General features: G+C 62.0%; 17 protein-coding genes and 1 pseudogene. 8 read left to right on the forward strand and 10 right to left on the reverse strand.

The window, feature by feature from the left end; translation table 11 throughout:
• Positions 1 to 14: 14 nt before the first annotated feature.
• A complete protein-coding gene (locus NCR34_RS21995; RefSeq protein WP_175945490.1) occupies positions 15 to 284 on the reverse strand; it encodes a DUF1488 family protein in 270 nt (89 codons plus the stop codon).
• Between the two features lie 321 nt (positions 285 to 605).
• Between NCR34_RS21995 and NCR34_RS22000 the strand changes: the two genes are divergently transcribed.
• Positions 606 to 1,034: a DUF3331 domain-containing protein gene (locus NCR34_RS22000; RefSeq protein ID WP_250501055.1), complete on the forward strand. Its 429-nt coding sequence runs from the start codon at positions 606 to 608 to the stop codon at positions 1,032 to 1,034.
• Between the two features lie 25 nt (positions 1,035 to 1,059).
• On the opposite strand, the gene NCR34_RS22005 is transcribed toward NCR34_RS22000, so the two are convergent.
• From NCR34_RS22005 to NCR34_RS22015, 3 genes and pseudogenes are all read right to left on the reverse strand, one after another.
• Entirely contained in the window at positions 1,060 to 2,526 is a 1,467-nt protein-coding gene (locus NCR34_RS22005) for an amidase (protein ID WP_248324660.1), read from the reverse strand.
• Positions 2,527 to 2,581: 55 nt separating this feature from the next.
• A pseudogene (gene mnmC2 / locus NCR34_RS22010) lies at positions 2,582 to 3,298 on the reverse strand (tRNA (5-methylaminomethyl-2-thiouridine)(34)-methyltransferase MnmC2); the annotation flags it as partial.
• Complete coding sequence (locus tag NCR34_RS22015) at positions 3,295 to 3,999, reverse strand: YceH family protein (RefSeq protein ID WP_248324661.1); 705 nt, start codon at positions 3,997 to 3,999, stop codon at positions 3,295 to 3,297. The pseudogene mnmC2 and the gene NCR34_RS22015, both read right to left, overlap by 4 nt.
• Positions 4,000 to 4,434: 435 nt before the next feature.
• On the opposite strand from NCR34_RS22015, the gene NCR34_RS22020 reads away from it, so the two are divergent.
• On the forward strand, positions 4,435 to 5,907 hold the full coding sequence (locus tag NCR34_RS22020) for a circularly permuted type 2 ATP-grasp protein (RefSeq protein ID WP_248324662.1): 1,473 nt from the start codon (positions 4,435 to 4,437) through the stop codon (positions 5,905 to 5,907).
• A 43-nt stretch (positions 5,908 to 5,950) separates the two neighbouring features.
• Positions 5,951 to 7,033 (forward strand): alpha-E domain-containing protein, encoded by a 1,083-nt coding sequence (locus NCR34_RS22025; protein ID WP_248324663.1) that lies wholly within the window; start codon positions 5,951 to 5,953, stop codon positions 7,031 to 7,033.
• Positions 7,034 to 7,042: 9 nt separating this feature from the next.
• Here NCR34_RS22025 and NCR34_RS22030 read toward each other — a convergent pair whose 3' ends face one another.
• The gene (locus NCR34_RS22030) at positions 7,043 to 8,104 is read right to left on the reverse strand and encodes a zinc-binding metallopeptidase family protein (RefSeq protein WP_248324664.1); all 1,062 of its coding nucleotides are present in this window, start codon (positions 8,102 to 8,104) and stop codon (positions 7,043 to 7,045) included.
• A 125-nt stretch (positions 8,105 to 8,229) separates the two neighbouring features.
• Here NCR34_RS22030 and NCR34_RS22035 point away from each other — a divergent pair, with 125 nt between their 5' ends.
• From NCR34_RS22035 to NCR34_RS22045, 3 genes are read left to right on the forward strand one after another with little or no spacing between them, the layout of a single operon-like run.
• Positions 8,230 to 11,712 carry a transglutaminase family protein gene (locus NCR34_RS22035; protein WP_250501056.1) on the forward strand — a complete coding sequence of 1,161 codons (3,483 nt, stop codon included), beginning with the start codon at positions 8,230 to 8,232 and terminating at the stop codon, positions 11,710 to 11,712.
• 37 nt (positions 11,713 to 11,749) lie between these two features.
• Positions 11,750 to 14,332 (forward strand): circularly permuted type 2 ATP-grasp protein, encoded by a 2,583-nt coding sequence (locus tag NCR34_RS22040; protein ID WP_250501057.1) that lies wholly within the window; start codon positions 11,750 to 11,752, stop codon positions 14,330 to 14,332.
• The gene (locus NCR34_RS22045) at positions 14,332 to 15,240 is read left to right on the forward strand and encodes a transglutaminase family protein (protein ID WP_248324667.1); all 909 of its coding nucleotides are present in this window, start codon (positions 14,332 to 14,334) and stop codon (positions 15,238 to 15,240) included. The genes NCR34_RS22040 and NCR34_RS22045 overlap by 1 nt, the downstream gene beginning before the upstream one ends.
• Positions 15,241 to 15,257: 17 nt before the next feature.
• Here NCR34_RS22045 and NCR34_RS22050 read toward each other — a convergent pair whose 3' ends face one another.
• The 3 genes from NCR34_RS22050 to NCR34_RS22060 form a co-directional block, all read right to left on the reverse strand.
• Positions 15,258 to 15,938, reverse strand: a complete 681-nt coding sequence (locus tag NCR34_RS22050; RefSeq protein WP_248324668.1) for a dihydrofolate reductase family protein — start codon at positions 15,936 to 15,938, stop codon at positions 15,258 to 15,260.
• A gap of 47 nt (positions 15,939 to 15,985) precedes the next feature.
• A complete protein-coding gene (locus NCR34_RS22055) occupies positions 15,986 to 16,213 on the reverse strand; it encodes a hypothetical protein (protein ID WP_248324669.1) in 228 nt (75 codons plus the stop codon).
• Between the two features lie 132 nt (positions 16,214 to 16,345).
• Positions 16,346 to 18,091 (reverse strand): methyl-accepting chemotaxis protein, encoded by a 1,746-nt coding sequence (locus NCR34_RS22060; protein WP_248324670.1) that lies wholly within the window; start codon positions 18,089 to 18,091, stop codon positions 16,346 to 16,348.
• A 378-nt stretch (positions 18,092 to 18,469) separates the two neighbouring features.
• On the opposite strand from NCR34_RS22060, the gene NCR34_RS28230 reads away from it, so the two are divergent.
• Entirely contained in the window at positions 18,470 to 19,267 is a 798-nt protein-coding gene (locus tag NCR34_RS28230; RefSeq protein ID WP_248324671.1) for a PilZ domain-containing protein, read from the forward strand.
• 434 nt (positions 19,268 to 19,701) lie between these two features.
• The gene (locus NCR34_RS22070) at positions 19,702 to 21,069 is read left to right on the forward strand and encodes a tyrosinase family protein (protein WP_248324672.1); all 1,368 of its coding nucleotides are present in this window, start codon (positions 19,702 to 19,704) and stop codon (positions 21,067 to 21,069) included.
• 59 nt (positions 21,070 to 21,128) lie between these two features.
• Here NCR34_RS22070 and poxB read toward each other — a convergent pair whose 3' ends face one another.
• A complete protein-coding gene (gene poxB / locus NCR34_RS22075) occupies positions 21,129 to 22,850 on the reverse strand; it encodes a ubiquinone-dependent pyruvate dehydrogenase (RefSeq protein WP_248324673.1) in 1,722 nt (573 codons plus the stop codon).
• An 82-nt stretch (positions 22,851 to 22,932) separates the two neighbouring features.
• Complete coding sequence (locus tag NCR34_RS22080) at positions 22,933 to 24,003, reverse strand: SDR family oxidoreductase (protein ID WP_250501058.1); 1,071 nt, start codon at positions 24,001 to 24,003, stop codon at positions 22,933 to 22,935.
• Positions 24,004 to 24,222 lie beyond the last annotated feature (219 nt).

Here is a 24,222-nt window from a genome sequence, read left to right on the forward strand (position 1 = left end):
TGTGGCGCGCGGCGTCAGGAAGAAAAATCGATCACGTCCAGGTGAATGGAATTGGACGGATGCGCCAAAAACTTCCGATGCACGCGCGCGCTGATGCGTTCGTAACCGTCGTTCAGCGCTTTCAGAAGGCGCTCGTCGCTCGCGCCGACGGGCGCCCAGAAACATTGCTCTAACGCCTTGCGCGTGATGTTGCAGTGAATTTCCCGCTCACGGGAAAACGCGACGAAGCTGACCGTGGCACGGTCCGCCGAAATAGTCGCATTGATGCAGAGCTTGCTTGTCATGATTCGACAGAAGGTTTGCGGTTCGCTGCGTTTATTTTGTCAGAAATCGGGAAGTGTGCGCATCCTCGTTCCGTTGCAACGTACGCCAGCCGCCATACGCGGCTAGCGCACTTTTCGAACGTTCGTTCGCGCGATGATGGCGCATGCCGGCTCGACAAAAGCCGGGCAAGAAAGTGAAACAGCGCTTTCTCAGTTGTACTACCCTTAGAACCGTCGTCGTATGAGCGGGCGCGGAGTCGATCCATCGCGCTTGCAGTGTTTATCTACAACGTCAACACGTGATGCGAGACAGGCGCGCATTGCGACAAGCCGGAGCGGAGCATGAAGCATCCCTCGCTATTGGATCCCTGGAGCCGTACACTCGCCATGCTCGACAATCGTTCGGGCCGCTGCACTCATTCCGCGCAAGCGACATCGCCGGTATCGCGCTCTGTCGAGAGCCGCGGGCGCGGCAATGTGAACGCCCCGAACGGTCACGTGCCTGCGGCGAACATTCGATTACTCGAGCGCCTGAGCGAATCGACGCTCGCGCTTTCATGGCACGACCCGACATCGTTCAACTATTCAGAGCAGGTCTGGGCGCTCTGCACTGCGCGCAAGGGCGGCGTCTGCGCGCTGAGCGGGCAGGCCATTCGCCGCGGGCAACCCGTCTATCGACCGCGGCGCGTCGGCAGTTCGGTGCCGTTGAATAGCGGCGCGATGATTCTTGCGCTCGCGCTCGCGCCCGCCGTTCACGAGTCGACGGAATGACGTCGGGCTCACCCTGTCACTCGACTTAACCGAGCAAAGGGCTGTGCGTTTTCGAGTAGCCGCTGGCACGGTCATACGCAAGTCCCATCTGCAGCACGGCAAGGTCCGTCTGCGCCGCGCCGATAATCTGGAGGCCCATCGGCAGGCCGTTGGGACCGAAGTCGGCCGGCGCGCATAGCGCTGGTAACGAAGCCATCGTTGCCGGCACGACCGCTTCCATCCAGCGGTGATACGTGTCCATCTTTCGGTCGCCGATCGAAGACGGCCAGTGCATCTGCGCATCGAAGGGAAAGACCTGCGCGGCGGGCATCACCAGAAAGTCGAAGCGTGCGAAGAGGGCGTTGATCGCTCGATACCACGCCGAGCGTTCTCGCACGGCGTCATACACCTGTTCTCCCGAAAGCCGTAGCCCCCGCTCGATTTCCCACACGGCTTCGGGTTTGAGCATCGCGCGGCGGGTTTCGTCGCGATAAAGCGGCGCGTTCACACCGGCGAACGCAAAGCTGCGCAAGTCGAGCCACGCGTGCCATAAGCGTTCTATATCGAAGTCCACGCGCGCGGCTTCTACTGAGCAGCCTGCCGCTTCGAAATGGCGCAACGCGGACGCGCAGGTTTCGAGCACGCCGGGTTCCATCGGCAAATGACCGTCGAGGTCTGCGAGCCACCCGATGCGCGTGCCGCGCATGTCGCGTTCGAGCGCGGACGAGAAAGCGGAAGGCGCGTCGCTCCGACGAGAGAGCGGCGCGCGTGCGTCGAAGCCTGCCTGAACGGATAGCAGTAAGCCCAAGTCTTCCACTGTGCGCGCAATAGGGCCTACGACGCTGAATTGCTGGAAGAAGACATCGTCGCTGGGACCGTAAGGCACGCATCCGGGCGAACTGCGGAACCCGAATACGTTGTTGAATGCGGCGGGCGTACGCAGCGAACCCATCATGTCGGTGCCATCGGCGAAGGGCAGCATGTGAAGTGCGACGGCAACGGCCGCGCCGCCGCTGCTTCCGCCCGCCGAACGCGATGTATCGAACGCATTGCGCGTGGTGCCATACACAGGGTTATAGGTATGACCGCCGAGGCCGAACTCAGGCGAGTTGGTTCGCCCGATGAAGATCGCGCCGGCGCGCCGCATACGCTCGAAGACGATGGCGTCCGCCTGACTGACTTCGCCTGCGAAAATGGGCGATCCCTTGGTCGTCACCATGTCTGCGACAGGCAGGATGTCCTTAGGTGCTTGAGGAAATCCGTGCAACGCGCCGAGACTTTCACCGCGCGATAACTGCGCGTCGCGCGCCTGCGCGAGAGCGAGAAGCGCATCGCGATCTTGCATGGCGACGATTGCATTGACTCGCGGATTCAGGCGGTCCACTTGCGCGAGATACGCTTGCATTACTTCCACGCATGAGACGTCGCGGGCTTGAATGGCTCGGGATAGCGCGCGGGCATCGAGCGACACGATATCGTTTTGCGCATGCGAATCAGAGTGCGTTGTGGGCATCGCGTCTTTCCTTTTAGCTGAAGCATTAGCGGACATCAGCGCGTGCTTATCATGTCGCGCGCTGGCCGGTGAGCATGGCGCGCTTGCCTGCGAAGCCCGGCGTCTTGCGATACACGAAACCATGTTCGAGCAGCGCCCGCTTCACGAGTCCAGCGCTCGTGTAAGTCGCAAAGGTTGCATCGGGCTTCGCGAGGCGCGCGAGCATGGCGAAGGTGTCGGGCGTCCACATGTCCGGATTCTTTTTCGGCGCGAAGCCGTCGAGAAAGATGGCATCCGCGGTGAAGCCGAGTGCCAGCGTCAAAGGCCACGCATCGGCGATATCGGAGAAGATCAGCGTCAATGTCAACGCGCCGGATGCAAACATCAGCCGATGCACGCCCGGACTGAGCGGTGGCCACGCGCAAGCCAATTCATCCGCGAGCGGGCTGATGGACGCATCGTCGATGATGGCCGCATGCGCGCGCCTCAAATCGTCTGCGCTAAACGGATGCTTTTCGATCGACACGAATTCGAGTCTTTCCGGGCGATGTGGATGTGTGCGCCACATAGACCACGTCGCGAGAAAATTGACTCCCATGCCGAAGCCGGTCTCGATGACGTTGAAAGAGGCTTGCCCGCGCCAGCGTTCAGGCAGGCCATTGCCTTGCAGAAACACATAGCGTGCTTGCGCAAGCGCGCCCGACGCACTGTGATAGATGTCGTCGTGCCTCGGGCAAAACGGCGTGCCGTCGGCGCGAAAGGCGAGCGACGCGGGCAAGATCGGCGTGGTCATGTCTGCGATGGCTTGTCCAATGCAATGCCCAACTCACTCGCCATATGCTCAACCATCGCGCGCAATTGCGTTACCTCTTGAGCAAGCCGCTTGTGGTCCGCCTTCAGCGCCTCGAATTCCGACAACGAATGCGACGCGCCCGCTGACGCGTCCGGAGAAGGCGCATCGCTCACACTCACTTCTCCGCATAGCAAGTGCATCCAGCGGCTCTCGCGCTCGCCCGGCGTACGCGGAAGTTTGACCACGCGAGGCGGGTCGCTTTCGGCAAGCTCTTCGAGGAAGCTTTCGACTGACGATATATCGGCGAAGCTATGCAAGCGGGCGCTGTTCGCGCGCAGTTCGGCCGCTGTCTGCGGTCCACGCAAGAAGAGCGTCGCCAGCAGCGCGACGGACTGGCTGGGAATGCCCATTACGCGATTGATGTTGTGCTCGAAACGCGGCACGCGGCTGCTGCTTCCCTCGATGACGAGCGAAAGGCGCTTGAGTCCGTCGATGGTCGTCAGCACTTCGTCTTCGGTGACGCTCATCACGGGCGAACGCGCAGTCTTCTGATTGCAACCCGCAGTGAGTGAATTCAGCGACAGCGGGTAGGTGTCGGGCACCGTCTGCTGCTTTTCGACGAGCACGCCGAGCACCCGCGCTTCGAGTGGAGTCAGTTCGCGCAACGCGGAACGAGGGGCGCTTTGAGAAGGTGTGTTCATGAACGGTCAGAATGATTCGCCAGGTTCCCTATGATACCGGCGCCCGACGCGTGCCGATGTTACGCACCGTCGTGCGGCACGGCGCTGTTTGTGGCAGTGTGCATGAGGCGGCAGTGCCGCGCTCTTTTGGTGCAGCGGTGCGTTGATGCGAGATGCGACTCCTATGCGTTCAACGAATTAGCGGTTTTCCGTGCATTGGCATCGAAGTTGCTCGTTCCATTCTCGGCACTGGGCCGCCCGCGCAATGGATGCAAGGACTGCATGCATGGACCGAAGGCATCGCGCTTCGAGGTCGCCTATGAAACAAGCAAGCCGGATGCATCGCACGGTCATTCGGTGCGCCGGGTCGTCAGGCTCTTCAATATCGCGAGTGCAACCAGAACACCAACCACAAGGGATCCATTCCCGGCACGCACTTGATAGGAAAGACGCGCCATGACGCAAGCATTCTTCAACGAGATGTTCGAGCGCAGCGAGCTCGAAGCGCGCGGAGTACCGGCGTCGGCATTTCCTGCCGCGGGCGAGCCCCGCATGCACTACCGCGAATTCATGGAGTGGTTGAGCGCGCAAAGCGAAAGACAGATCGATCTCAAGCGCGCGGAAGCGGACCTGAATTTTCGGCGCGTCGGTATTACGTTCGCGGTCTACGGCAAGAGCGACGTACCGGGCATTATTCCCGAACGCACGATTCCGTTCGACGTCATTCCGCGTATTTTTCCGGCGGATGAATGGAAGGCGCTGGAGCGCGGTCTCAGGCAACGCGTGAACGCGCTCAACCGCTTCATCCACGACATCTATCACGATCAGGACATCATTCGCGCGGGCATCATTCCCGAAGCGCAGATCGTGGGCAATGCGCAGTATCGGCCGCAGATGCGCGGCGTCGATGTGACGCGCAATATCTACGCGCACATTGCCGGCATCGACATTGTGCGTGCCGGTCAGGGCGAGTTCTATGTCCTCGAGGACAACTTGCGCGTGCCGTCCGGCGTGTCGTACATGCTGGAAAACCGCAAGATGATGATGCGGCTCTTTCCCGATCTCTTCGCGCGTAACCGCGTCGCGCCGATCGCGCATTATCCGGACTTGCTGCTCGATACGTTGCGCGCGGCTGCGCCCGCCGGCGCGGACAATCCGACCATCGTCGTGATGACGCCCGGCATGTACAACTCCGCGTACTTCGAGCACGCTTTCCTTGCGCAGCAGATGGGCGTGGAACTGGTGGAAGGGCAAGACCTTTTCGTCGACGGCGGCTATGTCTATATGCGCACGACGCAAGGGCCGCAGCGAGTGGACGTCATTTACAGGCGCGTCGACGATGACTTTCTCGACCCGCTCGTCTTTCGCCCCGATTCGGCATTGGGCGTAGCGGGGCTGATATCGGCTTATCGCGCGGGACACGTTTCATTGTGCAATGCGGTGGGCACGGGTATCGCCGACGATAAATCCATTTATCCGTATGTGCCGGACATGGTGCGCTTCTATCTTGGTCAGGAGCCGATACTGAACAACGTGCCGACATGGATGTGCCGCAAGCCCGATGATCTGAAGTATGTGCTGGATCATCTGCCGGAACTGGTCGTCAAGGAAACGCACGGCGCGGGCGGCTACGGCATGCTGGTCGGGCCGTCGTCCACGACCGCGCAAATCGCCGAGTTTCGCGCGGTGCTCGAAGCGAATCCCGAGAAGTACATCGCGCAGCCGACACTCGCGTTGTCCACCTGTCCAACTTACGTGGAAGCGGGCATCGCGCCGCGTCATATCGACTTGCGTCCGTTCGTGCTTTCGGGCACGGACGTGCGCATGGTACCGGGAGGACTGACGCGCGTTGCGCTGCGCGAAGGGTCACTCGTCGTGAATTCGTCGCAAGGCGGCGGAACCAAGGATACGTGGGTACTGGAACGCTAATACACGCACTCGAGACCATCACAATACATACGCGAGACTACCCATGCTGAGCCGTACCGCGGATCATCTCTTCTGGATGGCGCGCTATACCGAGCGTGCCGAAAACACCGCGCGGATGCTCGACGCGAATTATCAACTGTCGCTCTTGCCTCAATCCGACGAATATGCGGAACTCGGCTGGCGGGCGATGCTCTCGATCTCCGAATTGAGCGGCATCTATTCCGCCGCGCATCGCAGCATGAAAAGCCGCGACGTGATCGACTTCATGGCGCGCGATATCTCGAACCCGTCGTCCATTGTCAGTTGCCTGCGCGCGGCGCGCGAAAACGCGCGGGCCGTGCGCAGCTCCACCAACAGCGAGCTATGGGAGACGCTCAATACGACATGGCTCGACTGTCAGCGCATGCTGCATGACGGCATCTTGGAGCGCGAGCCCTATACGTTCTTCGAGTGGGTCAAGTTTCGCTCGCACTTGTCGCGCGGCGTTCAGCTCGGCACGCTCGTCAAGGACGACGCGTTCTACTTCATGCGTTTAGGCACTTTCGTCGAGCGCGCGGATAACACGGCGCGCATTCTCGACGTCAAGTTCGAGATGATGGAGCAGCGCGCGGACACCTCCGTGCAGCCGTTCGACTATCACCATTGGACAGCGGTGCTCGGCTCTGTCTCCGGTTTCGAGGTGTATCGCAAGGTCTATCGAGATGTCATCACGCCGGAGCGCGTTGCCGATCTGCTCATTCTCTATCGCGACTGGCCGCGCTCGCTTGCGGCGAGTCTCGCGGAAGTCGAGCAACTCATCATTCACGTGACGAAGGGACGCGATGCCGAAGCCGTGCGGCTTGCGGCGCAACTCAGTGCGGAACTGAGAAACGGCAATATCGGCGAGATCTTGGAAGGGGGCTTGCACGCGTATCTCGTGAGTTTTCTGGCACGCGTGAATGAGCTCGCGAGCAGCATCAGCCGCGAGTTTCTATTGCCTATCGCGGCTGAGTTGCCTTCGGAAAGTCAGAGCCAAAGTCAAAGCCAAACACAGACCCAGACACAGACGCAGACGCAGACGAACGGCGGATCGCAAGCTCAGTCGCAAGCGGAATCGCCGGTGCAGTCACAGAGTTCGTCGAGCTGAACCGTGCGCTTAACGCTTGGCCGCTGCGGCGACGACACGATGAACAAAACGCAGCTTGTCGATAACGGGCGGGGCGAGCGTGAACGGATAGCCATCCGGCATGCCGAGACTCCGGTTCAGGCTGTTCAGCGCATACGTGAGCGGAAACCAGCGCTTCATCAGGTCATCGAACGTGCTTTCCTCGATGGGCGTGGTGTCCGTGAGCGTCGGTTCATGCGGACTGTCGGGCACGAGAACGAGACCGCACGATACGGCCGTATCCATCGTATCGACGATATGCAGGTAGTGCGCCCACGTCTCGGCCCAGTCCTCCCACGGATGCATCGTTGCATACGCGCTAATGTAGTTCTCTGCCCAGTTCGCGGGCGGGCCTTCCTTGTAATGGCGATCCAGCGCGGCCGCATAGTCCTGCTGTTCATCGCCGAATGCGGTTCTGAACGGCGCGACGCGCGGCGTGTCCGCGATGAGGCGATCGAAGAAATAGTGCCCTGTTTCATGGCGGAAATGGCCGAGCAACGTGCGGTACGGCTCGTGCATCGCGGAGCGCACTTTCTCGCGATGCGCGTCATCGGCTTCGGCGATGTTGAGCGTGATGATGCCGTTGTTGTGTCCTGTCATGACGCCGCGTCCTTCCTCGTCTCCTTCGAGGAACTGGAATTCGAGGCCGTGTTCAGGGTCTTGCTGACGCGACTGCACGGTCAGACCGAGATCCGAGAGTGTAAAGAGCAGGCGGCGTTTGGCTGTCTCCAGCCGATACCAGTAAAGGCGATTGCCGGGCGTCTCCAGATTGGGGATGGTGCTCGTCAGCTGGCACGACGAACAGAGCGGCTCCTCGGAATCCGCAGGGACCATCCAGTTGCAGACATTCTCGACCGCATAGTTATGGCAAGGGCGATAGAGCTGATCTTTGGCGAGCGGATGAAGGCTCTTCCACGCGCCGTCCTCCGTCTCGTCGAATGCACTGATCTGACTCAGTTCGGGGACATAGCCAAGCTTCGCGCCGCAGTTTTCGCAGTGCGTGTTCTCGAAGAACACAAGCTGATCGCAGCGGTTGCAGTGAAAGGTCTTCATTGTGTGAGCCGGAAGGAGGGATGGGTCCGGGTGCTGCCCGGAAGTCAGCGCCATGCTGCAAACAACGTGCCTCTTGCAAAGGTTCAGGGTTCAGTCGTTAGCTGTAAATCGAAAAAGGAGTCGGTGTGTCCATACGTGTCGCGTTGAACCATGTTACGCATTATCGCTATGACCGGCTCGTCGGTCTCTCGCCGCAAGTCGTTCGCTTGCGGCCCGCTCCGCATTGCCGCACCCCGATTCTCTCTTACTCGATGCGCGTCGAACCGGTGGATCACTTCATCAACTGGCAGCAGGACGCATTCGCCAATTACCAGGCGCGGCTCGTTTTCCCCGAGAAAACGCGTGAATGCAAGGTAACGGTCGATCTGGTGGCCGAGATGGCCGTTTACAATCCGTTCGACTTTTTTCTCGAACCGTCTGCGGAATCGTTTCCCTTCAGCTACGCGCCCGAGTTGCTGCACGACCTCGCGCCGTACATGATCAAGCGCGAACTGACGCCGCGATTCGCCGCATTCGTCGAGAGCATCGACCGTTCGGCGCAACCGACGGTGGACTTTCTGGTGGGATTGAATCAGCGCCTCTCGCGTGAGATTCGTTATCTGATTCGCATGGAGCCCGGCGTGCAAACGCCGGAAGAAACGCTTGTAAGCGGGGCGGGGTCTTGCCGCGATTCGGGCTGGCTGCTTGTCGAGACGTTGCGACATCTCGGGCTCGCAGCACGCTTCGTGTCGGGCTACCTGCTGCAACTCGCACCGGACGTAAAGTCGCTCGAAGGTCCCAGTGGCACCGACGTCGATTTCACTGATCTTCACGCGTGGTGCGAGGTCTTCTTGCCGGGCGCAGGTTGGATCGGATTCGACCCGACCTCCGGCTTGCTCGCGGGCGAAGGCCACATACCGGTCGCGTGCACGCCCGAGCCGGATAGCGCGGCGCCTGTCTCCGGCGCAGTGGATGAATGCGAAGTCGAGTTCGGGCATTCCATGTCGATTGAGCGCGTGCGTGAAACGCCGCGGGTGACGAAGCCTTATAGCGAGGAGGACTGGCAGGCCGTGCTGCGCATGGGCGAACAGGTCGATGCGCAGCTCGACGCATCGGACGTGCGTCTGACCATGGGCGGCGAGCCGACCTACGTGTGCGTGCGCGACCGCGATGCACCGGAGTGGAACACGGACGCGCTTGGGCCCACGAAGCGTGCTTACGCGGTCGCGCTGATGGACAAGCTGCGCGCGCAATACGGCGCGGGCGGTTTCCTGCATATCGGGCAGGGCAAGTGGTATCCGGGCGAGCAGTTGCCGCGCTGGGCGTTGTCGCTCTTTTGGCGCGCGGACGGCGAGCCTTGCTGGCACAATCCCGCGCTCTTCGCCGACGAGCGGCAGCCCGCGAGTTACACCGCGGACGATGCCGCCCGCTTCATTCGTCACCTCGCGGGCAAACTATCTTTGAATGCAGAATACATTCAGCCGGGCTACGAGGACACGTGGTACTACCTGTGGCGCGAACGCCGTCTGCCTGTCAATGTCGACCCTTTCGATTCCCGCCTCGACGACGAGCTCGAACGAGTGCGCTTGCGCCGGGTATTCGACGCGGGGTTGCCCTCGGTCACCGGTTACGCGTTGCCGATCGCGCGGGAGGAAAGCGCGGCGGGCCGGCCGGGCCGCTGGACGACCGGCCCGTGGTTCTTCCGCGATGAGCGGATGTACCTCGTTCCGGGCGATTCGCCGATGGGCTATCGCTTGCCGCTGGACTCGCTGCCGTGGGTCGCGGAAGCGGACTATCCGTGGCAGCACGAGCACGATCCTTTCGCGCCTTCCGTGCCGCTGCGTCGCGCAGCCGAACTTCGCATGCAGTACGCAGACCGTAATGATGCATTCGGCATGCAGCATGCAGCACGCAAAATTCCGAGCGACGCGACTGAGGACTCGACCGGCGAAGCAACGCAAGCGGCCACTGCCGCCACTGCCGCCATTGCAGACAAGAAGAGCCGAATGCCCGAGCGCGGCGAGTCTGCCGGCTGGATCGCGCGTACCGCGATCTGCGTCGAAGCACGCGACCCGGCGCGCGCGGCCGGTCCGAAAGTGGAAGCGGCAACGCTCGCAAAGTCTGGCCAAGGCAACAAGTTGATGCACGTGTTCATGCCGCCGCTCGTTGCGCTCGACGACTATCTCGACATGCTCGCGGCCGTGGAAGCGACCGCCGCCGATCTCGGCATTCCGGTCATCATCGAGGGCTATCCGCCGCCGCGCGACCCGCGCCTCAAGGTGCTTCAGGTGACGCCCGACCCTGGCGTGATCGAAGTGAACATTCATCCGGCGTCTAACTGGGCGGAACTCGTCGAGCACACCGAATACCTCTACAACGCCGCGCACGAGTCGTATCTGACGCCGGAGAAGTTCATGCTCGATGGCCGGCATACCGGCACCGGCGGCGGCAACCACTTCGTGCTCGGCGGAGCGACGCCGCCCGATAGCCCGTTTCTGCGACGCCCCGACTTGCTGGCGAGCCTGATCGCGTACTGGCACAACCATCCGTCGCTATCGATGCTGTTCTCGGGGCTGTTCATCGGACCGACGAGCCAGGCGCCGCGCATCGACGAAGCGCGCAACGATCAGGTGTACGAGCTCGAGATCGCGTTCGCCGAATTGCAGCGGCAAGTCGACCTGCTTGGCGGACGCGGCAGCGCCAAAGTGCCGCCCTGGCTTATCGACCGCATTCTGCGCAACATCCTGATCGACGTGACCGGCAATACGCATCGGGCGGAATTCTGCATCGACAAATTGTATTCACCCGACGGTCCGACCGGCCGCCTCGGTTTGCTCGAACTGCGTGGATCCGAAATGCCACCGCATGCGCGCATGAGTCTCGTGCAGCAATTGCTGCTGCGCGCGCTCGTCGCCCGCTTCTGGGAGAAGCCCTATACGGCGCGGCTCACGCGCTGGGGCACGGAGTTGCATGATCGCTTCATGCTCGGCACTTTCGTGCAGATGGACTTCGACGACGTGATCGCCGAACTGCGCGACGCGGGCTTCGCCTTCGACAAGCGTTGGTTCGCTCCGCATTTTGAATTCCGTTTCCCGGTCGTCGGTGCGTACGAGACAGCCGGCATCGCGATGACGATTCGCCACGCGCTGGAACCGTGGCACGTGATGGGCGAGGAGGGCATGATCGGCGGCACCGTGCGCTATGTCGATTCGTCGGTCGAAAGGCTCGAAGTACGCGTGCTGGGTCTCAACGGCAGTCGACATGTCGTGACTGTCAACGGCGAGCCCTTGCCGTTGCAGCCGACCGGGCGCGTCAGCGAGTACGTCGCGGGCGTGCGGTTTCGCGCGTGGTCGCATGCCACGTCTTTGCATCCGACTATCGGGGTGCATGCGCCGCTGACTTTCGATATCGTGGATACATGGACCGGTCGCGCGATCGGCGGCTGTCAGTATCACGTCGCGCATCCGGGTGGCCGCAACTATCAGACGTTCCCCGTGAACGCCTATGAAGCGGAGAGTCGCCGGCGTGCGCGCTTTTTCGCGAGCGGTCATACGCCGGGCGCGATGCATGTCGAAACGCGCGAGCCCAGCCTCGAGTTTCCGTTCACGCTCGACTTGCGCCGCTCATGAAAGCCGTTGAAGCGCAAGCATGACAAGTGAGGCCATCTTGGCGTTCCAATCGACATTGCCTTTCGATACCACGGCCGCGCGTACCGACGCTTTAGCGCTCTTGCGCGCGTTGCCTGTGCGCGAAGGGCATTGGGACGAGTTGCGCGATGCTTCAGGGCACTTGCGCGAGCCGTGGCGGCGGTTCTTCGAATTGCTCGGCGAGCAGGGCATTGCGCGTCTCGACGACGGCGTGGCCGCCGTCGCGCGACAGGTACGCGATAACGACATCACGTACAACGTCTATGCCGATAACGGCGAGCCGCGCGCATGGTCGCTCGATCTCTTGCCGCTATTGATCGACGAGCGCGAATGGGCCGTCATCGAACGCGGCGTCGCGCAACGCGCCCGCTTGATGGAGGCAATCGTCGCGGATGTCTACGGCGCGCAAACGCTTCTGCAACGAGGGCTGTTGCCTGCTGCGCTCGTGTTCGGGCATCCAGGTTATCTGCGTTCGGTGAAAGGCTTCGTGCCCGCGAACGGAGGCTATCTGCAGATCGTCGCGGTGGATCTCGCGCGTGCGCCGTCGGGCGAATGGACCGTCATCGCGCATCGCACGGAGGCGCCGTCGGGCTTGGGCTACGCGCTCGAAAACCGCATGATCGTGGCGAGTCTCTTTAACGATGCGTTCCGGACGCTGCGCATCAACGGGCTTGCATCGACGTATTCGCAACTCGTCGCGACGCTTGCGCAGGCGGCCCGAGGCATCATGCGCAATGATGAAAGTGGCGGTGGCGACGCGCCTCATATTGCGCTGTTGAGTCCGGGGCCCTTTAGCGAAACTTACTTCGAGCATATCTTTCTTGCGCGTTATCTGGGCGTGACGCTCGTGGAAGGCAAGGATCTGACAGTACGTCACGACAAGCTCTATCTGAAGACGCTAGCCGGCCTCTCGCGCGTGCATGCCGTGTTGCGTCGTCTGGACGATGCGTTCTGCGATCCGGTCGAGTTACGCGCGGATTCGACCATCGGCGTTCCCGGACTGTTGCAGGTCATGCGCGCGGGCAACGTGGCGGTCTCCAATGTGCCCGGCGCGGGCTTCACGGAATCGCCTGCGCTTCATGCGTTCTTGCCCGGCATCGCGCGTGCGATGCTGAATGAGGACTTGCATCTCCCGACCGTGCCGACGTGGTGGTGCGGCGAAGACTCAGCGCGACGCGAAGCTTTCGAGAAGCTCGATCGCGCTTTCGTGGTTCCCACCTGGCCCGGCACGTTTGAGGATGGCGCGCCCGGCATCGAAGCGGGATCGCAGGTGCTTGCGGACTGGCGTGAGCGCATCGAGCGCGCGCCCGACATGTTCACCGTACACGAAGACCTGCCGTTTTCTAGCGCCCCGCGTTTTCACGATGGCGCGCTCGGCTCTCGCTCATGTGTCTTGCGTGCCTATGCCATCGCGCGTCCGGACGGAAGCTGGAGCGTGATGCCCGGCGGCTTCACACGCCTTGCAGCGGACAAGCGCGCCACGGTGTCGATGCAGTTCGGCGGCAGCAGCGTGGATACATGGGTGCTGGCTACTCATCCCGGTCCCGCTGTGCCACTGCGTCCATCGCCGATGCAGCCCGGTGATTTGCGCAAGCATCGCGTGGTATCGAGTCGCGCGGCGGAAAATCTGTTCTGGGCCGGACGCTATGGCGAGCGCGCCGAGAACAACGTGCGTCTCTGCCGCCTGTTGCTCGGCACGCTCGAAGCCAATGATGCCGACGAGATGTTCCCCACGCTCGTCGAACTGGCCGCGCAATGCGGCCTCATTCCGTCCATCGATACGCTTGCGCGAAGTTCGCCACACGCATTCGAGCGCGTGCTCGTCGCGGGACTGGCGGAGACGGCATCGGCAACGAGCATCGGCGGCAATCTCGCGAATCAGGCGCATGCATGCGGCGAGATTCGCGACCGGCTTTCCACCGATCACTGGCGCACGATTCTCGCGGCGCGCAACGACTTCCGCGATGCGCTCGCGCGCCTCGGCCTCATCACGCCCGACGTGCCGAGAGATTATGACCGCGTGATGTTGAGCGGCGCGCTCGAACATCTTGCGACTCAACTGCTCGCGATCAGCGGCGCGCAAGGTGATCGCATGACACGCGATGAAGCGTGGCGCATGATTTTCATTGGCAGGATGATCGAGCGCGTGTCGACGATGGCTACGTTTCTGCGAATCTTCGCGGCGCAAGGCACGTTGACGCATCCGGCCGGCTTCGACTTGCTGTTGCACCTTTTCGATACCACGCTCACGTATCGCTCGCTTTATCCCGGCCGGCTCGAAGCGGCCGCGTTGATCGACCTGATCGTCGTGGACCCGACTAATCCGCGCGGACTCTATGGCGTGCTGGTCCGCTTACGCGCGAAGCTCGATGAGATGGTGAAGACCGCCGGCGCAGCGCGGCGCGCGCATTTCATCGGTATTTCACTCGACCTCGATAGCTTGCCGCCCCTCGATGCCTTGTGCAAAGCCGACGAAGGCGGGCAGTTCGGCACGCTCGTCCAGCTTTGCGATCGGCTGCTTGCATCGGTGAGCGCGGCATCGAACGAAGTCAGCGCGCACTACTTCAGTCATGCCAATCCCATTGCTGCGCAGGTGTCCTAATGAATGCGACGATCGACAAAGCGTCCAGATCGACGACGCTCGCAGTCACGCATCGCACGACATATCGGTACTCCACGCCCGTCGAAATCGCTCAGCACCTCGCGACCATCCGTCCGCTGCATACGCCGTGGCAGCAGGTCATCGCTCACTCCGAGCGCATCGAACCGGCTCCATCGTATGTACATAGCCGCGTCGATGCATTCGGCAACGACCTGCTTTATTTCTCGCTGGATGCGCCGCATGAGCGTCTCTCGATGACCAGTGAAACGACGGTGCGTCTCAGCCCACGCTGGACGAAGCTGGACCCTCGGGCGACGCCGCCGTGGGAAGAGGTCGCACGACGGCTGCGCTACACGGCGGGTTCGCCGTTTGTCCGCGAATCGGAGTACTGTTATGCGTCGCCCAACATTCAGTTGACCCAGGCGTTGCGCGAATACGCGTTGCCGAGTTTTGCGCCGGCCACGGCGCTGATCGCGGGCGCGATCGACCTCATGCACCGCATCCATGCCGACTTCACGTACCGGCCTTCATCGACCACGTTCGATACGCCCGCTACACGCGCCTTCGAACTGCGCCAGGGCGTATGTCAGGACTTCGCGCAAGTCATGATCGGCTGCCTTCGCACGTTAGGCTTGCCGGCGCGTTATGTGAGCGGCTATCTGCGTAACGACCCGCCGCCGGGTCAACCGCGACTGATCGGCGCCGATGCCTCGCACGCGTGGGTGTCGGTGCATTGCCCGCAAAGCGGATGGATCGACCTCGATCCGACCAACGACGTGCTCGCCGATCTCGACCACGTGACGCTTGCAACTGGTCTCGATTACAGCGACGTGTCGTTATTGCGCGGCATGATCCTTGGTGGCGGATCGCATCATGTCGACGTCGCCGTGAACGTTCTAGCGCTATAAAACAGCGAACCCCAACCTCACGTCTTGCGCTTGTAGCGGACCCAAACGACATCGTTATCCCGCTTCTCGACCGACTCCAGCTTCAGATAGGCGGGCTTCTGCCACTTATCCATTGCTACTTCGAATGATGAAGGATGCGCGTCACGCCCATCGACGAGCGGCATCAGCAACACGCTGACTTCATCCGCGAGTTGCGCGTTGACGAATGCCCCGGATACGTGACCGCCTCCCTCGACGATGAGCTTGTCGATCTTCAGTTCGCGGCCGAGCGTTTCTACGACGCGGTGAAGATCGATGTCGTCCTTTCCGCCGAAAAGATACGACGCGCCGATCGACTGAAGGTGCGCGAGATAGTCGTCCTCCACGCTCTCCGCCACGACTTCGACGATATGCGAGTCGAGCGCGGTATCGCTCTTCCAGCCGACGCGGCCTTTCGGGTCGATCGACACGGCGTACTGGCTCGCGTCGCGCTTGGCGAAATGATCCGTGCGCGGCAACGGGCTCTTGGCGAGACCGCGTGGATATTCACGATCCTTCGCGTGCGAGATTTCCTGCATCGTGACGCGGCCGCATACCCACGCATCGGCGTTGAAGCTGGCAGCCGTCTCTTCATAGCATGGGCTGGCAAAGTCGAGATGCCAGCCGTCCGTGAGGCTTCGGCCATCCACTGAAGACATCATGTGGCAGACGATGTACATCGGTTTCCCCTTGCGGTGTTGCGCTGAACTCGCGTAACGTCGGCGTCTCAAGCGTCGGGCTTCTCGTCCGGCGGCAAAGGGCCTTCCTGGTCGATTGTGCTGCCCTGACGCCAGACGTCCTTACCCGCTTCCGAGAGCTTGCCGCTGCTCGAGTCCTTGCCCGCTTCGGTGCCTTCAACGGCCATCTTGCCGCCTGCCTGCTCCTGCGCGGGCAGTTTCTCTCCCTTCTCCGCCTGAATGCGGTCTTCCTGCGATCGTCCGGCATGCGTCGTCATCGTATCCTCCGATGGGTTCAATTGGACACGTCAGACTCGTAGCAAGCCGCAAGCCAACCCTCCGGCGCGGTATCGGGTCCGGATCAGAAGCGCGTCGTCGGGCGAACTGTATAGGAAGGCTAACTAGCAGTTTCAGAACGTCTCCCAGTCGCCGCCATCCGTCGCGGTTGCCACGGGCTTCTGCACCGTGGCTTCGACGTGTTTCGCCGTCGGCGTCGCCTTCGTTCGCTGCAATGCCTGAGGAGCAGGGCGTTGCACCGTCGGAGCCGTCGCCGGGCGCGGGCGGCTTTCGCTCGACACGGGCGTCACCGCGTGAGCGGAAGCCACAGCTGCGCTCGGGCTCGTGCGAAAGACGTTGACGGCTTTGCGAAGCGCTTCAGCCTGGTCTTCCAGCGAGCCGGCCGCGGCGGCCGCTTCTTCGACGAGCGCGGCGTTCTGCTGCGTGACTTCGTCCATCTGCGAGATAGCCAGATTGACCTGCTCGATGCCGCGGCTCTGCTCGTGCGATGCGGACGCAATTTCGCCCATGATGTCGGTCACGCGCTGAATCGCGGAGTGCACGCTGCGCATGGTCTCGCCTGCCTTCGCGACGAGCTCGGTGCCTGCGCCGACGCGGCTGCCCGACGTCTCGATCAGCGCCTTGATTTCCCTCGCCGCGCTCGACGAACGCTGCGCGAGGCTGCGCACTTCGCCTGCCACGACCGCGAAGCCCCGGCCTTGTTCGCCGGCGCGCGCGGCTTCCACTGCGGCATTGAGCGCGAGAATGTTCGTCTGGAATGCGATGCCCTCGATCATGCCGATGATCTCCGCGATCTTCTCCGAGCTTTCTTCGATGCCGGCCATCGTCTCCACGACCTGTCCGACGATCGCAGTGCCTTCGTTCGCGACGGCGCTCGCGTTCTCGGCGAGACCGCTGGCCTGACGCGCGTTGTCGGCGTTCTGCTTCACCGTCGAGGTCAGTTGTTCCATGCTCGCCGCCGTCTCCTGCAGCGATGCAGCCTGCTGTTCCGTGCGCGACGACAGGTCCGTATTGCCGGCGGCGATCTCCTTCGTTGCGCCGGCAATCGCGTTGGCGGACGAAGTCACCGCGCTCATCGTTTGCAGCAGCCGGTCCTGCATCGCCCGCACCGATGCCATGAGACTCGCATCGTCGCCCGCCGCGACAGGCACAGCTTGCGTGAGATTGCCCGCCGCGATGCGTTTGCATGCCTCCGCGACGTCCTTCGGATCGCCTCCGAGCTTGCGCAGCACATTGCGGATGATCCAGCCCATTGCCACGGTCAACGCAAGGCCGACCATGCCGACGATCGCAAGCATCGCGAGCAGGCGCTGGCCGAATTCACGATTGATGTCGTCGACGTAAGCGCCCGTATAGACGTGCCAGTCCCACGCGCGAACATACTCGCCGTAAGCGATCTTCGGCAGCGCCTCCGTTTGTCCCGGCTTCGGATAGAGGTAATCGGTCACGTGCGTGCCGTCGAGTCCGTGTTTGACGATCGCGGCGGTGAAGTGCTTGCCGGTCTTGTCGACCAGATCGTTGATCTTGTTCTCGGTCTCGGGACGCATCGGGTTAAGCAATTGCAGCATCGTCGAGTCGACGACGAGCAAATAGCCGCTCTGCCCATAGCGCACCGGACGCAAATGCGCGATGGCCGCGCGCTTGGCGTCTTCGGCTGGCATCGCGCCGCTTTGCGCCTGCTGCACATAGAAGTTGACCACGCTCACCGCGGACTGAACCTGCTCGGCCAGCGCTTCCTGACGGTCCTTCATCATCAACGTGCGCGTCATGGTCGCGCTCAACAGCGAGAGCACGATCAAACTCAGCCACACGAATCCCACGGTGCTCCACAGTGTTGCCTTGAAGCTCATTCTCTGCATTTGTCTCGCCCTTGCGTTCAACGTTGAATAATTTGCCGACAGGGTAGATATCGGCTCGTTTGTCGGAAAGTTGAACGTTTGCTTTCAGGCCGGCGGAGGGCGGCGACTGCGGACTGTTTGGTCGGGAAAAGCAAAGTAGCACGCCGTGCCTCATATCGTCTGATGAATGCGCGTTACCGTACTTAAGTGGCGTCGCCTGCGCGCTAACGTATGCGGGCAGATACGAATCATCCCCGCGTAGAGGGATGGCATCTGTCTCATCAAGGTACGAACATGGTATTGGTCAAACTGAGCGCACAGGAACTTCAAGTCGGCACGCCCCTTCCGTTCGCCGTCTACTCGGCGAGCGGCAAACTTCTTTTGACGAGGGGTTACTGCGTGCGATCCGAGGGCCAGCGCGACAGGATTCTCGCAGCCGGCGGGTTCCGCGACGAAGACGCGCCGATCGAGCGGCCGCACGGGGAAGGCGTCATGTCGAGCGAGCTGCTGATATCGACCGCGAAGCACGACGCGCCCGCGAACCGTCCCAAGCTCGATCGCGCGGCCGCCGTCACCGGCACCCTGCCGAAGACGCTGGAAAGCATGCAGTTGACGCTGGTCGGCTGCGATCACCCGCCGGTGCAGGCGGAATTCGTCGGTTCCGTTGCAGGCAGCGCGTTGGTCGTGACCGCAGGCAGCGTGCATGAGTTGCTGGACGCGGGTATGTCCGTCGAATGCAAGGGGCTGCTCGGGCGCAAGATCTATCGTTTCTCCAGCACGGTGATCGGACGAAGCGAGTCGCCTGTGAAAGTCGCTTATCTCGCGTATCCGCAAACCGTGCAGACGCAGGTCGTGCGCAAAGACGTGCGAGTGTCGACCGAGCTGGCGGGTCGTCTCATCAGGAACGATTGTGTCGCGGCGGGCTTCGACGTCGCCGTGGTCAACGTCAGCCTCGGCGGCGTGGCGTTGCGCCTGGCGGACGCGCTCGTGAATGTCGACGAGCACTTCAAGCTCGCGTTGCGCCTGCGCGCCGACGGCAAGGTTCACGCGGTGGTGTTCAACTGCATCGTGCGCAATTTGCGTCGAGCGGCGGGCGCCGTGCTTGTCGGCGCAGAGTTCAGTAACCGGTCCGTCGATACGACCGCGCTGCTCAGAATCCACATGTTCGAGACGGCGACGGGCAGCGCGTCGGAATGACTTAGACTGCTCGGAGGTCTTTTGCATTACTGAAGAACACCGCGCAAGGCCGTACTTCTAACGAAACGCGCGCTTACGTAAATGCTACAAGCAAACACGTCGTCACATTCGAACGGTCGAGCTTATACGCCGCGCGGCGCAATGACCGAACGCATGCACACATGCGTAGCCAGCTCTGTGGCCTACCGCACATTCCATAGTTCGGATTGCAAATAACGCATTGAACGTTGCTTGCAGTGGTCCATACTCTAAGCGCCGGTGCAGCGTAGAAACCGGCCGTCCGTTCTTGCTGCAACGCACCCGCTCCGGGCCGCTTTGCAGGTCCTCTTTGTGCGCTCCCTGGGGGGTGTATGGTCTCCAATTCGACTAAGCGACGCGCGTTCCTGAAGGGAACGGCGTCCGCACTCGCAGTTGCATCGCTTCCACGGTGGGGCATGGCGGCCACTGCTCCGTTCATCAGACTCGAATGGCAAGTGTTTAAAACCACGCCGCACTACGCGTCGTATCTCAACGCCGTGCGCACGATGAAAGCCACCAACGACAGAACCAATCCAGCATCGTGGCAGTACTGGGTCGATGTTCACAACAATTACTGCCCGCATAGCACGGCGTACTTCCTGACGTGGCATCGCGGTTACCTGTACTACCTCGAACAACAGTTGCGCACCGTATCAGGCGACGCAACGCTCACGTTGCCGTACTGGGACTACTACTCGTATCCGGTGATTCCTTCTGAATTCACGGATACCGCGCGTAGCAACCCGCTTTATGTGTCGCGAATCAACACCAACGTCTATCAGGCGCTCGATCTCGGTCCCTTCGGGTCGAGCGTGTACAACTTCCAGCGCGGCACCAACAACGCATTCGAGCCCAAGCTGGAAAACGCGCCGCACAATCCGGTTCATGACATCATCGGTAATAACATGGCCGATATCGCCACGGCGCCGATCGATCCGATCTTCTACCTGCATCACTGCAACATCGACCGTCTGTGGAACGCATGGTCGCTGCGCTCGACGAGCCGCGTGCCGTCGGCCACGAGCAGCTACTGGAACGGCAGCTTCACCTATGCGAGAGGCTTGACTATCTCGAAGTCGAAAACGCGCACGACCACGGGGCTGAGTTATGACTACGCCAACGACACCATGCCCGCTGTGCTGCCGCCCCAGGCGCAACAAGGGAGGATTATTCGCGTGCAAGCACAGATCGGCGCCATTCAGGCGCGGCCGAAGACCGGCCCATTCACGGCGAGTCCCGGGCGCACGGTGTCATCGACGCGCCGTTCCCTGGGAGGCGTAAAGGGCGTCGTATTGGACGAGTTCTCGATCAGCGCGAGCATTCCGCTGCAGGCCGCGAACGCCACCGCATTGAAGGATGTGCTGGCCACTTCGCCGGCTGTCGGACTGAGTCAATCCTCGGATGCATCGCAGGCCACGCCGCAAGCAAGTAGCGGGTTCCAGTACGTGAAGGTCGTGCTCGACGGAGTCAAGATGCCTGCGGCGGCCCGAAAAGGCGGCTTCTTCTATAACGTCTATCTGAATCTGCCTGCGAGCGGCGACGTCGACGCCGTGAAGTCGCAGCACTTCATCGGTACCTTGGGCGCGTTTCAGGTTGCCACCGCTGCGCATCACGGCATGAGCGAGATCGACTATGACGTCACTGACGTGCTCGCGCGTCTCGGCATTTCCAATGTGAGCGACGTCGTGCTTTCATTCGTGCGCGTGAGCGGGGCGAACGCGCCGAAGGGCATGGCTGTTTCGATCAACGAGGCGCGCATCGAACTCGGCACGGACGGGCCGTAGTCGAAGATGACCGCGACGCGGCGAACCACTCGCCGCGTTGCGATCCATTCCTCGGCGTATCAGCGCAGGTTGGTTCGCGCCAGTTCGATCAGTTCATCGCCGCGACCGCTGAACACCGCGCGCAGCATATAAAGGCTAAAGCCTTTCATCTGCGCATAGTTGATGGTCGGCGGAATCGCGAGTTCGTGCTTGGCCGTCACCACGTCGACGACCGCCGGACCCGGATGCGCGAACGCGTCCTTGAGCGCGCCTTCCAGTTGCTCCGATTGCTCCACGCGCACGGACCATATGCCCGCGCCCTTCGCGATCTGCGAGAAGTCCGTTCTGGATAGATCGACGTTGGTGTCGAGATACCCCGCGGCCTTCAACTCCATCGACACGAAGCCGAGCAGGCTGTTGTTGTAGACGATGACCTTGATCGGCAACTCATGCTGTACGGCCGTGAGCAGATCGCCGAGCAGCATCGACAGGCCGCCGTCCCCTGAAAGCGACACCACCTGCCGCCCCGGATTCGCCGCCTGCGCGCCGAGCGCCTGCGGCATGGCGTTCGCCATCGAGCCATGATTGAACGATCCGTGCAACTGACGCTTGCCGTTCATCGACAGATACCGCGCGGCCCATAGCGTGGGCGTGCCGACATCGACGGTGAAGATGGCGTTGTCCGCTGCGGCCTCGTCGACGAGCTTGGTCAGATATTGCGGATGGATGGGGCGATCAGGCGCGGACGGCGTGGCGAGATGGTCGAGCTCCTTGCGCGCATCGGCATAGTGTTTCAGCGCGTTTTCCAGAAAGCGCCGCTCTGTCTTGCGTTGCAGCCGCGGCATGAGCGCCGTGACCGTCTCCTTCACCGTGCCGATGAGGCCGAGCGCGAGCGGCGCGCGCCGGCCCAATTGCGAACCACGGTTGTCGACCTGCACGACCTGCGCGTTCGGCGGATAAAACGGCCGATACGGGAAGTCACAGCCGAGCAGCAGCAGCGTGTCGCACGACATCATCGCGTGATAACCCGAACTGAAGCCGATGAGTCCCGTCATGCCGACATCGAAAGGATTGTCGTATTCGATGAACGGTTTGCCGCGCAACGCGTGAACAATCGGCGCGCCGAGCGTGTCCGCGAGCGCGACCACTTCGTCATGCGCGCCCGCGACGCCGCTGCCGCACATGATCGTGACCGCATCGCAACCATTCAGCATGTGCGCGAGTTTGTCGAGTTCAGTGTCGGCGGGCACGATGGTATGCGGGGCCGTCGGTGTCCAGCGAGCGGGGGCATCGGGGCCTTCGGACAAGGCGACATCGCCCGGCAGCACGATCACCGCGACCCCGCGCTCTTCCAGCGCGGTGCGCATGGCGCGCTCCAGCACGCGCGGAAACTGCGAAGCGTTCGATACCAGTTCGACAAAGTGACTGCATTCGCTGAAGTACGTCTGCGGATGCGTTTCCTGAAAATACCCGAGCCCGATTTCCGTCGACGGTATATGCGCCGCGATGGCCAGCACGGGCTGACGATTGCGATGACAGTCGTAGAGCCCGTTGATGAGATGCAGATTGCCCGGTCCGCAACTGCCCGCGCATACAGCGAGCCGGCCGGTGGTCGCCGCATCCGCGCCTGCGGCGAATGCAGCCGCTTCCTCATGCCGCGTATGCATCCAGCGAATGGTGCCCAGTTCGTCGAGACTGTGCGCGAGCCCGTTGAGGCTATCGCCCGTCACGCCCCAGATGCGCTCGACGCCCGCTGCCGCGAGCGTCTTTGCCAGATAGTCCGCGATTGATTGCTTGGCCATGTGCTTTCCTCCGAAGAAAAACGCGCACCATGCGCGATGTGATCGACTCAGAAGGCGTCGCTAGAAAGCCAACCTGACAAACTCACTCCGGAATGATGCGCTCGCGCTTCAGACGGTCGAACAGCGCGAAAAACGCATCAGGCGTGCTCTGATAATCGAGGAAGCCGGCCTTGCGGCTCTTCGTCATGTCCGTGAGGACTTCCATCGGACGTCCGAGGTCGGCATCCGTATGCCACCAGGAGACGAGCTTGTCTACGTTCGACTCTGCCAGTGCGTGCCGTGCCGCGATCTCCGCCCACGTCTTGCCGGCATGCTGCATGCGGCCTTCCAGTGGTTGGATTTCGCCGTCGAAAGGCGCGGGCTCGATACCGAAGTAATTGGCGATGCGCTCCCACATCCACTTCCAGCGGAACACGTCGCCATTCACGACGTTGAAGTCTTCGTTGCGCGCTTCCGGCCACGTCGCGGCCCATTCGAGATGGCGCGCGAGAAGACGCGCGTCCGTCATGTCGGTCAGGCCGTTCCATTGCGCGGCCGAACCGGGAAACAGGAACGGTTCGCCGGTCGCCTTGCACAAGTTCGCATAGACGGCGAGGGTGACGCCCATGTTCATTGCATTGCCGATGGCGAAACCGATGATGCTATGCGGCCGATGCACGCTCCATCCGAAGCCGAACTGCCGCGCGGCATCGAACAAGCGGTCTTCCTGCTCGTAGTAGAAGTTGTCGACGGGCTGCCGGCCTTGTTCCTCGCGGAAGGGCGTGGCCGGAATCTCGCCTTTGGCGTAGGCCTCGAAGGGCCCGAGATAATGCTTGAGGCCCGTGACGAGCGCCGCATGTTCGAGCGCGCCCGACGGGCCCAATGCCGCGAGGACATTGGCGACCATTGCGCCGTTGACGCGGATGTTTTCCGCTTCGGTTGCCTGCCGCGACCATGCGGTGAAGAAGACGTGAGTGAAGTCGCGTCCGCTCAATGCCTGCGCGACCGATGACGCCGACGTGAGATCCGCGACGATCGATTCGACGCCGGCGGGCGCAGGCGTGCGGCCGCGCGACACGCCGGTGATGGACCAGTCTCCACGCGTTTGAAGATGCTCGGCGAGATTGCGTCCGATGACGCCGGTCGCGCCGATGATGAGTGCTTGTTTGTTCATTGCAGCCTTGCGAGTCGATTGATCGATGTACCAGTGTGACGGATAGCGATGATCCTTGCTGAACGCTGCGCTTTTCGCCGGGGACATGAGACGCGGGCGGCAAAACCGTCCTGTTGCCTGCATCGCCGATGTAAGAACTACTCGACGCGCGACGCCGGAACGCCATCGTCTCGCGCAACGCCGTCAGCCATGCGCGATCGCTCCCCAGGCGCAGTAAAA

This window comes from Caballeronia sp. GAWG1-5s-s, from assembly GCF_023631445.1.
Lineage (GTDB): Bacteria > Pseudomonadota > Gammaproteobacteria > Burkholderiales > Burkholderiaceae > Caballeronia.